Below are 10,837 nucleotides of genomic sequence, written 5' to 3' on the forward strand. Positions count from 1 at the left end.
GTTCGAGGAGCGCCTCAAGAACGTGCTGCAGGAACTGGCCAAGGACGAAGGCCAGACCATCGTCTTCATCGACGAACTGCACACCATGGTCGGTGCCGGCAAGGCCGAAGGTGCGATGGACGCCGGCAACATGCTCAAGCCGGCGCTGGCGCGCGGCGAGCTGCACTGCGTGGGCGCCACCACGCTGGACGAATACCGCAAGTACATCGAGAAGGACGCCGCGCTGGAGCGCCGCTTCCAGAAGATCCTCGTGGGCGAGCCCACCGTGGAGGCGACCATCGCCATCCTGCGCGGGCTGCAGGAGAAGTACGAGGTGCACCACGGGGTGGAGATCACCGACCCGGCGATCGTCGCCGCGGCCGAACTCTCGCACCGCTACATCACCGACCGCTTCCTGCCGGACAAGGCCATCGACCTGATCGACGAGGCCGCCTCCAAGATCAAGATCGAGATCGATTCCAAGCCCGAGGCAATCGACCGGCTGGACCGCCGCATGATCCAGCTGCAGATCGAGCGCGAAGCCGTGCGCAAGGAAAAGGACGAGGCCTCGCAGAAGCGCCTCAGTCTGATCGAGGAGGAGATCGCGCGCCTGCAGAAGGAGATCTCCGACCTGGAAGAGATCTGGAAGTCGGAGAAGGCCACCGCCATGGGCAGCGCCCAGGTGAAGGAAGACATCGACAAGCTGCGCCGCGAGATCGAGGAGTTCACCCGCAAGGGCGACTTCAACAAGGTGGCGGAGCTGCAGTACGGCAAGCTGCCGGCGCTGGAAAAGCAGCTGAAGGAAGCGCAGGCCGCCGAGACCTCCAAGGGCAAGAGCGGCAAGCCGCAGCTGCTGCGCACCCAGGTCGGCGCCGAGGAGATCGCCGAAGTGGTGGCGCGCGCCACCGGCATCCCGGTGTCCAAGCTGATGCAGGGCGAGCGCGAGAAGCTGCTGCTGATGGAAGACAAGCTGCACGAGCGCGTGGTCGGCCAGGACGAGGCGATCAGCGCGGTGGCCAACGCCATCCGCCGTTCGCGCTCGGGCCTGTCGGACCCGAACCGCCCCACCGGTTCCTTCCTGTTCCTCGGCCCCACGGGCGTGGGCAAGACGGAGCTGTGCAAGGCGCTGGCCAACTTCCTGTTCGACAGCGAGGAGCACCTCATTCGCGTCGACATGAGCGAGTTCATGGAGAAGCATTCGGTGGCCCGCCTGATCGGCGCGCCGCCGGGCTACGTGGGCTACGAGGAGGGCGGCTACCTCACGGAAGCCGTGCGCCGCAAGCCCTACAGCGTGATCCTGCTCGACGAGGTCGAGAAGGCGCACCACGACGTGTTCAACGTGCTGCTGCAGGTGCTCGACGACGGGCGCCTCACCGACGGCCAGGGCCGCACCGTGGACTTCAAGAACACGGTGATCGTGATGACCTCCAACATCGGCTCGCACATGATCCAGCACATGGTGGGCAAGCCCTACGAGGAGGTGAAGGAAGCGGTGTGGGACGAGCTGAAGAACCACTTCCGCCCCGAGTTCCTGAACCGCATCGACGAGACGGTGGTGTTCCACGGGCTCGGTGCCGAGCACATCGCGCGCATCGCCAGGATCCAGCTGCGGGTGCTGGAGCAGCGGCTCGCGAAGATGGACCTGCACCTGCAGGTCTCGCCGGCGGCGCTGGAGGAGCTGGCCAAGGTCGGCTTCGACCCGGTGTTCGGGGCGCGGCCGCTCAAGCGGGCGATCCAGCAGCGCATCGAGAACCCGCTGTCGAAGCTGATCCTCGAAGGGCGCTTCCCGCCCAAGTCGACCATCCCGGTGGAGGTGGACCCGGTGCGCGAGCCCGGCGTGTTCCACTTCGGCGAAACGCGCAACGCACCGCGCGAGGCGCAGGCGGCCTGAACAGCCTGATCGCGGCCGGAGCCCCTTGCTCCGGCCTTTCTTTTCCGCCTGCCCCACAATCGAGTTCGTGCAACTGATCCTCAGTCTCCTCCTTCGCCTCTTCCTCCTGCTCGCGGGCCTGCTGGCGGCCGCTTCGATCGCGTTCGCGGTGTCGCTGCTGCTGGCGGTGTGGCTGCTGCGCGCGGCCTGGGGCTGGCTCACCGGCCGGCCGGTGGCGCCCTTCGTCATGCGCATGGGGCCACGCCACGCCTTCGAGGAGATGATGCGGCGCGCGCCGCCCGCGTCTCCCGCCAGCCGCACGCCGCGCACCGACGCGGCGGTGGGTCCGCGCGGCGGCCGGCTCGCCGACGTCACGGACGTCGACCCGAAGTAGCGCGCGAGGCCGTCCCTCCGGGCAGCAGGGTCAGGAATCCAAAGAAGGCCTACATTCCTGTAGGAACATGACTACGTAACGGTTCCAGGCGCGGATCCCTAATCGGCTCAGGGGCCGCGCCGGCCCTGGAGGCGCGCAAGCCGTGAAGCAGCACCGCTTCGGCGAACCAGAGCACACCGGGGCGCCGGCCCCGGCCCCGCCGCCCGCGCGCCTGCTGCGCGTCGGGATCGCCGATGACCACCCGATCACCCGCACGGCCCTGCGCTGCTACCTCGACGAACAGGAAGGCATGCGCGTCGTGGCCGAGGCCGCTTCGGGGCGCGAGGCGATCGACCTCGTGCGTACCCAGGCGCTCGACGTGCTGCTGCTCGATCTCGACATGCCGGGGCAAAGCGGCATCGACGCCCTCACGATGATCCGCGCCAAGGCCGAACACGTGGCGGTGTTGATCCTCTCCGGCTATCCCGAACACCAGTACGCGGTGCCCCTGATCCGCAACGGCGCGAGCGGCTACCTGAACAAGTCCTGCGAGCCGGGCGAGATCGTCTCCGCGATCCGGCGCGTCGCGCAGGGTGCGCGCTACATCACGCCGGCGGTGGCCGAACTGCTCGCCACCCAGGTCATCACGCCTTCGCCCGGCGGCCTGCACGAACAGCTCTCGGCGCGCGAGCTGCAGGTGTTCCTGAAGCTGGCGCAGGGCTGCAGCGCGGGCGAGGTGGCGGCGGAACTGTCGCTGAGTGCGAAGACGGTGAGCACGTACCGGGCAAGGTTGATGCGCAAGCTGGAGGCGCGGTCGAACAGCGATTTGACGTACTACGCGCTGAAGCATCGGTTGCTGGATTGAGCGCTGATCGCCGGGCTTCGGCCTTCCGAGGCTGACGCCTCGGAAAGCGCTCAGCGCCTACGAAAGGCCGCAGCGTGCCGGGCGCGGCATGGCCGTTTGATGCAGCGCAAATACCGGTTTGACCCAGCGCAAAACCGCACCGGGAGGCGGTCCACAGAATGGATCGCATGGTTGTCTCGCAGCGTTCCCCTTCCAACGGCATCCGCAGGCGCAGCCTGCTGCTCTCCGCGACGGCGGCACTGGCGCCGCTGGGCGCGCTGGCCGACGGCGTCTGCACGCCGCGCGACCTGGCCCGCCGCTACCAGGCGGTGGTGGACCGGCAGTTGCGCGTGCCCGCCCACGAACTCCTGATCTGCGCCGGCCTGGCGGAGAACGAACTGGCCGGCTCGCGCGAGAACCTGCTGGGCCCGCAGTACATGCTGGTGGTGGACGCCTGCCCCGCGGTGCAGGCGGCCTTCCTGGTGTGGCGCCTGCTGCCCGGGCGCTATGAGCTGATCGGCGCGTCGCCGGCCTCGACCGGCAACCCGGAGCAGGCCGGCTGCCTGCGCACGCCGCAAGGCGTGTTCGCGCAGGCGCAGGTGGAATACGAGGACCGCCGGCTCATCTCGCGCGTGTACGACTTCGGCCGCCAGCGCACCCGCACCGGCCGCGGCTTCGCCGACCTGCGGCTGCAGGCGCGCGCGGCCACCGGCCGCACCGGCGCGCTGCTGGGCCGGCCGCAATCGGACGGTTGCATCCTGCTGCCGCCGGGCCTGGTGGCCTTCCTCGACCAGTTCGGCGTCCTCGACGCAGGGCACAAGGCGGGCGTGACGCCCGGGGGCGAGGCGCTGCCTTTCGCGGGCCGCTACCTCGTGGTAGTCGACAGCGAGCGCGACGAGCGGCCCGACTGGGCCATCGCGTAGTCCTCGCCGGCGCGCCCCGCGGTGAACGCGCGGGGCGGATACTGCGGCTCCCATCCCGTGGAGCCGCCCATGCCCTATCTCCAGCACCTCGGCCCGGTCGCAGCGCTGATCGCCGGCATCCTGATCCTCATCATGCCGCGACTGCTGAACTACATCATCGCGCTGTACCTGATCGTCACCGGGCTGGTCGGCCTGTTCGGCCGCTAGCAAGCCTCCTCAGGGCGTTTCCATGTGGCGGGCGTACAGCTTCTGCATGCCGCCCAGCCAGCGGTCGTAGTCCTGCGCCTTGTTCAGGAAGTACTGCGCCACCTCGGGATGGGGCAGGGCGAGGAAGCGCTCCTCGCGCAGGGTCTGCACCACGACCTCGGCCACCTGCTGCGGCGTCAGCACGCCATTCACCCCGGCCGAGCCGGTGCCGTCGCGCGTCATGTCGGTCTGCACGGACTGCGGGCAGAGGCAGGCCACGCGGATGCCCTTGCGTCCGTACGCGATGCGCAGCCACTCGGCAAAGGCCACCGCCGCATGCTTGGTCACGCCATAGGCCGGGGTCTCGACGATGTTCAGCAGCCCCGCCGCCGAGGCGGTGACGAGGAAGCCGCCTTCGCCGCGCTCCAGCATCTGCGGCAGCACGGCGCGCGCCGCCCACACGTGGGCCATGCCGTGCACCTCCCACATCTTCTGCCACAGCGCGTCCTCGAGATCGAGGCCGCCGATGCGCCCGAGGATGCCGGCGTTGGAGCAGTAGACGTCCACCCGGCCGAAGCGCCCGGTCGCGAAGCGCACCAGTTGCTGGATGTCGGCCTCGCGGCTCACGTCGCAGTGCGTGGCCACCGCGAGCGCGCCGATGCCCTCCGCCACGCCTCGCGCGCGTTCGAGGTTCACGTCGGCGACGACGATGCCGCGCGCGCCTTCCTGCGCGAAGCGCTGCGCCAGGCCGGCGCCGATGCCGCTGGCGCCGCCGGTGACCACCACCACCTTGTCCCTGATTTCCATGCCATGCCTCCGATGAGCCGACGAGTATCGGCGCTGCGGCGGGCGGCGCAAAGCGCCGAGGCGACATCCGCAGCCCGGCGATGACTCGGCGATGCGGTGGCGCCGCGCGTCCCCCCGGGGGCGCCGCCTGCATCTGGCGGGTACGCGTTCCGACAGCGGCGCGAATCGCCTGTCCTACGCGGCCGTGCCGGCCCCTTCGAGATCATTTGTTCCAGCAGCAAATCACGGAGAGGGCCATGACCGGCATTTTTCACGACGACTGGAAAGAACAAGCAGACGACCCCGAGGTTCGCATCGACGGCCGTGTCGACCCTGCGCGCGAGGACGCGCACTGGCAGGAGGTGTACTGGGCCGAGCCCTACTACCGCGCCGACTTCAGCTACGACGACTACGCCCCGGCCTATTGCGTAGGCTACATCGGCTACGCGCAGTACGGCGGCTGCTTCGAGGACGCCGAGAAGTCCCTGTGCGCCAACTGGCTGCGCATCAAGGGCGACTCGCGCCTGAGCATCGAGGAGGCCCTGCAGGCGATCCGCGCCGCCTGGGACCACGCCGGCCGCGTGCCGCAGCCGGTCGAGGAGGAAGAGGACGAGATGCTGGTCGACGCGGCGCTGGCCGCGGCCCATGCCACGCCGGCGCGGCAGCCGGCGTACGCGGCGGCTTGACGGTCGTGCTGGGGCGGCAGGGCGCTTCGCGCCTGCCGCTTCCGTTCTACAGGCCGGGCGCCGCCGGCCGCTCGTCGGCGGCGCACTCCGCGCCAAGCGTGCGCAGCAGCGCATCGACGAAGGGCACCTGGCCCGCGATCAGCTTGCGGCGGGCCTCCTCGACGCTGCACCAGCGCACCCGGTCGACCTCGGGGAAGGACTGCAGGCGGCCGGAGCGCGGCGGCCATTCGACCTCGAACAGGTTGCTCACCAGGCGTGCCGGATCGGCGTCGCCTTCGAAGGCCCAGGCGGTGATGCGCTTGCCGCTCTTCTGGCGCAGCTCGCCGAGCGGCAGGAAGGGCGGGTTGCTCGCGAAGCCGGTTTCCTCCAGGAACTCGCGCTGCGCAGCGGCGAGCGGATCCTCGTCGGGGCCGATCTCGCCCTTGGGCAGGGTCCAGGCCGCTTCGTCGCGGCGGGCCCAGAACGGACCGCCGGGATGCGCGAGCAGCACCTCCACCGCCGCCCCGCGGCGTCGGAACATCAGCAGGCCGGCGCTTCGGACGATCAACGCGGCTGCGGCACGACGCGCAGGTAGGGCTTGGGCGCCTTCCAGCCCTGCGGGAACAGCTTCTTCGCCTCCTCGTCGCTGACGGAGCCGGAGATGATCACGTCCTCGCCCTGCTTCCAGTTGGCGGGGGTGGCCACCTTGAACTTCGCCGTGAGCTGCATCGAGTCGATCGCGCGCAGGATCTCGTCGAAGTTGCGGCCCGTGGTCATCGGGTACGTCATCATCATCCTGATCTTCTTGTCGGGCCCGATCACGAACACCGAGCGCACCGTCTGGTTGGTGGCGGCGGTGCGGCCCTCGGACGTGCCGGGCTCCTCGGCGGGCAGCATGTTGTAGAGCTTGGAGACCTCGAGGTCCGAGTCGCCGATGATGGGATAGTTCACCTTCGCGCCCTGCGTCTCCTCGATGTCGCCGAGCCACCGGCTGTGGCTCGTCACCGGGTCGACGCTCAGGCCGATCAGCTTCACGTTGCGCTGGCGGAATTCGGGCTCGATGCGGGCCATATAGCCCAGCTCGGTGGTGCACACCGGAGTGAAGTCCTTCGGGTGCGAGAACAGCACGGCCCAGCTGTCGCCGATCCACTGGTGGAACTGGATCGGGCCTTGCGTCGTATCGGCGCTGAAATCCGGCGCCGTGTCGTTGATGCGCAGTGACATGATGCGATCCTCCTTGAGGCGGCGCATCTTGCCCCCGCGCTCCTCGGCGTGTCAACGCGGGCTTGCCTGCCCCGCGCGCGCCGCAGCGGCTGCGCGGCGAGCGCGCCCCGTCAGCAGCCGCATTGCACGCCCAGCTTGCGCAGGATGATCTCCAGCGGGCACCAGCGCGTGAACGCGCTTTGCAGCAGGTTGGCGCCGACGAAGGCGGTGAAGGCCAGCCACCAGGGGCTCACGAACAGCGGGCTGCCCGGCACGCCGAGCGCGAGCGACAGGAGGATGAAGGTGCCTGCGAACAGGCGCACGATTTGCCACGAGGTCATGCGGAAGCTCCTTGGGTTGCGGTGAAGGCGGGATCGGCCACCGGGCGGCGCCGGTGGCTGACGTAGAACAGCAGCGGGATCACGACCAGCGTCAGCATCGTGCTCGCGAAGATGCCGAAGATCAGCGAGATCGCCAGCCCGTTGAAGATCGGGTCGTCCAGGATGAAGAAGGCGCCCAGCATCGCGGCGAGGCCGGTCAGCAGGATGGGCTGGGCGCGGGTGGCGGCCGAGTGCACCACGGCCTGCGCGAGCGGCACGCCGCGCGCCAGCTGCAACTCGATGAAGTCGACCAGCAGGATCGAGTTGCGCACGATGATGCCGGCCAGCGCGATCATGCCGATCATGCTGGTGGCGGTGAACTGCGCGCCGAGCAGCGCGTGGCCCGGCATCACGCCCACGATCGTCAGCGGGATCGGCGCCATGATGATCAGTGGCGTGAGGTAGGAGCCGAAGTGCGCCACCACCAGCAGGTAGATCAGCACCAGGCCCACCGCATACGCCGCGCCCATGTCGCGGAAGGTCTCGTAGGTGATCTGCCATTCGCCGTCCCACTTGAGCGCGTACTCGCGCCAGGCGTCGGAGGGCTGGCGGATGAAGTACTCGCCGAGGCCGGCGCCGTTGGGCGCGCGGATCTCCGCCAGGGCCGGGCGCATGCGGAACATGCCGTAGAGGGGGCTGTCCACGGCGCCGGCCATGTCGCCGGTCACGTAGTTCACCGGCAGCAGGTCCTTGTGGTGCACCGGCTGCTCGCGCAGGGTGTCGCTCACGGTGACGAGCTCGCGCACCGGCACCAGCTGGCCGCGCGCGCCGCGCACCGCCAGCTGCAGCAGCGCCTCGAGCTCGCCCTGGCGTTCCGCCGGCAACTGCAGCACGGCGGCGGCCGGGTACTTGCTCTCGTCGTGCAGCCAGGCCGCGGCCTCGCCGGCCAGCCCGGCGCGCAGCGTGCTCACGATGGCCTGCTGCGGCACGCCCAGCAGCGCCGCCTTGCGGCGGTCCACCAGCAGCAGCTTGCGCGGCGCCGCGGCGATGCTGCTGTCGTCCACGTCCACCACGCCCGGCGTGCGCTCGAACACGGCGCGCACGGAGCGCGCCACCTGCTCGCGGCCCTGCGCGTCCGGGCCGTAGATCTCGGCCACGATGGGCGCCAGCACCGGCGGGCCGGGCGGCACTTCTACCACCTTCACGTTGGCGCCGTGGCGAAGTCCGATCGCCTGCAGGCCCGGGCGCAGCCGGGTCGCGATGGCATGGCTCTGCGCGTGGCGATGCGCCTTGTCGACCAGGTTGACCTGCAGGTCGCCGACCTCGCCGCCGGCGCGCAGGTAGTACTGCCGCACCAGCCCGTTGAAGTTGATCGGCGCGGCCGTGCCCGCGTAGGCCTGGTAGTCGGTGACCTCCGGCTGGCGGGCGAGGAAGTCGCCCAGCTCGCGCAGCACGGCGGCGGTCTGCTCCACCGGCGTGCCGGCCGGCATGTCGACCACGACCTGGAACTCCGACTTGTTGTCGAAGGGCAGCATCTTCAGCACCACCAGGCCGAGCACCGGCAGGGCCAGTGACGCCGCGATCAGGCCGGCCACGCCGGCGGCCAGCAGCTTGCGACGCCGCGGCCCCGTGCGCGCGTCGAGCAGCGGGCGGAAGACGCGCTCGAACAAGGGCGCGAGGCGCGCGGCCAGGCCTTTCGTCGCATCCGGCTGCGGCCCGTGCGTATGCCGCATCCACAGGCGGGCCAGCCAGGGCGTGACGACGAAGGCGATCGCCAGCGACAGCAGCATGCCCATGCTGGCGTTGATGGGGATCGGGCCCATGTAGGGGCCCATCAGGCCGCTGACGAAGGCCATCGGCAGCAGCGCCGCGATCACGGTCAGCGTGGCCAGGATGGTCGGCCCGCCGACCTCGTCGACCGCGCCGGGAATCAGCTGCGCCAGCGTCTGGTCGGGATGCAGCGCCTGGTGACGGTGGATGTTCTCCACCACCACGATGGCGTCGTCCACCAGGATGCCGATCGAGAAGATCAGCGCGAACAATGACACCCGGTTGAGCGTGAAGCCCCAGGCCCAGGACGCGAACAGCGTGACCGTCAGCGTCAGCACGACGGCGGTGCCGACGATGGCGGCCTCGCGCTTTCCGAGGGCGAGGAACACCAGCGCCACCACCGAGGCGGTGGCGAACAGCAGCTTCTGGATCAGCTTCTGCGCCTTGTCGTTGGCGGTGGCGCCGTAGTTGCGGGTCTGCGCGACTTCCACGCCGTGCGGGATCACCGTGTTGCGCAGTTCGTCGACGCGCCGCATCAAGGCGTTGGCGACGTCGATCGCGTTCTCGCCCGGCTTCTTGGTGATGGCGATGGTGACGGCGGGATACTCGCCGCCGTCCTGGCCCGCCACGCCGTGCCACACGTAGCGCTGGGCGGGCAGGGCACCGTCGCGCACCGTGGCGACTTCCTGCAGAAACACCGGGCGGCCGTCGCGCACCGCCACCACCAGCTCGCCGACGTCGCGCGCGTCGCGCAGGAAGGGCCCGGCCTCCAGTGCCACCGAGCGGTTGCCACCCAGCAGCTCGCCCACCGGCGCGCCGAGATTGGCCGATTGCAGCGCCTGGCGCAGATCCGCCACCGTGAGGCCGGCGCCGGCCATGCGGGCCGGATCGAGTTCCACCACGATGCCGCGGCCGGGCCCGCCGATCGTCGTCACCTCGCGCGTGCCGGGCACGCGCTTGAGGTCGGCTTCCACGCTGTGGGCCACGCGTTCGAGATCGAGCGCGCCGAGCGCGGCATCCCTGGCGTGGAGCGTCAGCGCCACCACGGGCACGTCGTCGATGCCCTTGGGCTTGACGATCGGCTCGGCCACGCCCAGGCCGCGCGGCAGCCAGTCGGCGTTGGACTGCAGCGTGTCATGCAGCCGCACCAGGGCCTCGGTGCGCGGCACGCCGACCTCGAACTGCACCGTCAGCACGGCGAGGCCGGGGCGCGACAGCGACATCACGTGCTCGACGCCGGCGATCTGCGCCAGCACCTGTTCTGCCGGCGTCGCGACCATCTGCTCTACATCGCGCACGGCGGCGCCGGGGAAGGGCACCAGCACGTTGGCCATGGTGACGTCGATCTGCGGCTCTTCCTCGCGTGGCGTGACCAGCACGGCGAAGACGCCGAGCAGCAGCGCCACCAGCGCCAGCAGCGGTGTGATCTGCGCCGCCTGGAAGTAGGCGGCGATGCGGCCGGACAGGCCGAGGCCCGGGTGCTTCATGGCGGCTCCTCCCTCGCTTCAGCGCACGCGTGCGGCCTGCTGGGGATCGAGCGCCACGCGCTCGCCCGCGGCGACGCCGGCCAGGATCTCGGTGCGCTCGCCGTCGCTGCGGCCCAGGCGCACCTGGCGCAGCAGCGGACGGCCGTCGCTGCCGACCACGTAGACCGCCGCCAGTTCGGCCCGCCGCACCACGGCCTGCTGCGGCACGTAGACGCGGCCCGCGCCGTTGCCGGCGAGCGGCAGCCACGCGCGCGCGAACATGCCCGGGCTGACGCCGGCCAGGCCGGCCGGCAGGTCCAGCCGCAATTCGAGCGTGTGAGTCGCCGGATCGACCGTGGGCAGCAGCTGTACCCGGGTCGGCTGGATGCGCGCGCCCACGCGAGGGATCTCGGCCTGCGCCGGCAGCGCGCCGACCAGGCGGGGCAGCAGCG

At 70.4% G+C, this 10,837-nt stretch carries 12 protein-coding genes; 6 read left to right on the forward strand and 6 right to left on the reverse strand.

All coding sequences use genetic code 11. The features are described from left to right. From VFM98_RS11845 to VFM98_RS11865, 5 genes are all read left to right on the forward strand, one after another. A partial coding sequence (locus VFM98_RS11845) for an AAA family ATPase (RefSeq protein WP_325110122.1) occupies positions 1 to 1,870 on the forward strand: 1,870 nt, incomplete at its 5' end. Between the two features lie 67 nt (positions 1,871 to 1,937). Continuing rightward, the gene (locus VFM98_RS11850) at positions 1,938 to 2,243 is read left to right on the forward strand and encodes a hypothetical protein (RefSeq protein ID WP_325110123.1); all 306 of its coding nucleotides are present in this window, start codon (positions 1,938 to 1,940) and stop codon (positions 2,241 to 2,243) included. 211 nt (positions 2,244 to 2,454) lie between these two features. Further along, the gene (locus tag VFM98_RS11855) at positions 2,455 to 3,087 is read left to right on the forward strand and encodes a response regulator transcription factor (RefSeq protein WP_325110132.1); all 633 of its coding nucleotides are present in this window, start codon (positions 2,455 to 2,457) and stop codon (positions 3,085 to 3,087) included. A 167-nt stretch (positions 3,088 to 3,254) separates the two neighbouring features. After that, positions 3,255 to 3,989: a hypothetical protein gene (locus VFM98_RS11860; RefSeq protein ID WP_325110124.1), complete on the forward strand. Its 735-nt coding sequence runs from the start codon at positions 3,255 to 3,257 to the stop codon at positions 3,987 to 3,989. A 69-nt stretch (positions 3,990 to 4,058) separates the two neighbouring features. Further along, on the forward strand, positions 4,059 to 4,196 hold the full coding sequence (locus VFM98_RS11865; RefSeq protein ID WP_325110125.1) for a DUF3096 domain-containing protein: 138 nt from the start codon (positions 4,059 to 4,061) through the stop codon (positions 4,194 to 4,196). Between the two features lie 9 nt (positions 4,197 to 4,205). Here VFM98_RS11865 and VFM98_RS11870 read toward each other — a convergent pair whose 3' ends face one another. Beyond that, the gene (locus VFM98_RS11870; RefSeq protein WP_325110126.1) at positions 4,206 to 4,982 is read right to left on the reverse strand and encodes an SDR family oxidoreductase; all 777 of its coding nucleotides are present in this window, start codon (positions 4,980 to 4,982) and stop codon (positions 4,206 to 4,208) included. A gap of 236 nt (positions 4,983 to 5,218) precedes the next feature. On the opposite strand from VFM98_RS11870, the gene VFM98_RS11875 reads away from it, so the two are divergent. Continuing rightward, on the forward strand, positions 5,219 to 5,647 hold the full coding sequence (locus VFM98_RS11875) for a hypothetical protein (protein ID WP_325110127.1): 429 nt from the start codon (positions 5,219 to 5,221) through the stop codon (positions 5,645 to 5,647). 46 nt (positions 5,648 to 5,693) lie between these two features. On the opposite strand, the gene VFM98_RS11880 is transcribed toward VFM98_RS11875, so the two are convergent. The 5 genes from VFM98_RS11880 to VFM98_RS11900 all read right to left on the reverse strand — a co-directional run. Next, a complete protein-coding gene (locus VFM98_RS11880) occupies positions 5,694 to 6,194 on the reverse strand; it encodes an NUDIX domain-containing protein (protein WP_325110128.1) in 501 nt (166 codons plus the stop codon). Then, positions 6,191 to 6,850: a peroxiredoxin gene (locus VFM98_RS11885; RefSeq protein ID WP_325110129.1), complete on the reverse strand. Its 660-nt coding sequence runs from the start codon at positions 6,848 to 6,850 to the stop codon at positions 6,191 to 6,193. The genes VFM98_RS11880 and VFM98_RS11885 overlap by 4 nt, the downstream gene beginning before the upstream one ends. Before the next feature lie 110 nt (positions 6,851 to 6,960). After that, positions 6,961 to 7,170 carry a DUF2892 domain-containing protein gene (locus VFM98_RS11890; RefSeq protein WP_325110130.1) on the reverse strand — a complete coding sequence of 70 codons (210 nt, stop codon included), beginning with the start codon at positions 7,168 to 7,170 and terminating at the stop codon, positions 6,961 to 6,963. Then, on the reverse strand, positions 7,167 to 10,406 hold the full coding sequence (locus VFM98_RS11895; protein ID WP_325110131.1) for an efflux RND transporter permease subunit: 3,240 nt from the start codon (positions 10,404 to 10,406) through the stop codon (positions 7,167 to 7,169). The genes VFM98_RS11890 and VFM98_RS11895 overlap by 4 nt, the downstream gene beginning before the upstream one ends. A gap of 18 nt (positions 10,407 to 10,424) precedes the next feature. Next, a partial coding sequence (locus VFM98_RS11900) for an efflux RND transporter periplasmic adaptor subunit (RefSeq protein WP_414709016.1) occupies positions 10,425 to 10,837 on the reverse strand: 413 nt, incomplete at its 5' end.

Origin of the sequence: Ramlibacter sp., assembly GCF_035706265.1 — a bacterium.
GTDB lineage: Bacteria > Pseudomonadota > Gammaproteobacteria > Burkholderiales > Burkholderiaceae_C > Ramlibacter.